General features: G+C 54.0%; 1 protein-coding gene. It reads right to left on the reverse strand.

Annotation, left to right across the window (positions count from 1 at the left end; all coding sequences use genetic code 11):
- Nucleotides 1-40 precede the first annotated feature (40 nt).
- Nucleotides 41-237 (reverse strand): zinc ribbon domain-containing protein (locus A7090_RS22815; RefSeq protein ID WP_157941494.1); only part of this gene is annotated, 197 nt, incomplete at its 5' end.

Raw genomic sequence — 237 nt, forward strand, 5'->3', positions numbered from 1 at the left:
GTGACTGCTCCCCGCCGTAAACGGCGAGGCTTCCCACTTCTTAGGCTGCAACTGGCATAGAGCCAGACTTACGCAAGCCTCGATGGGCTTTGACGACAAGTCCTGCCGCCATTAATTCTGTTATGCCTTTGTGCTGTATGTTGAGCGCCGCGTTTATATCGCGGTCATGTTCAGCATTACAGCCGGGGCATTTCCATTCGCGCACCTTGAGCGGCATTTCTGACATTTTGTGACCGC

The organism is Escherichia sp. MOD1-EC7003, from assembly GCF_002965065.1.
Taxonomy (GTDB): Bacteria; Pseudomonadota; Gammaproteobacteria; order Enterobacterales; family Enterobacteriaceae; genus Escherichia.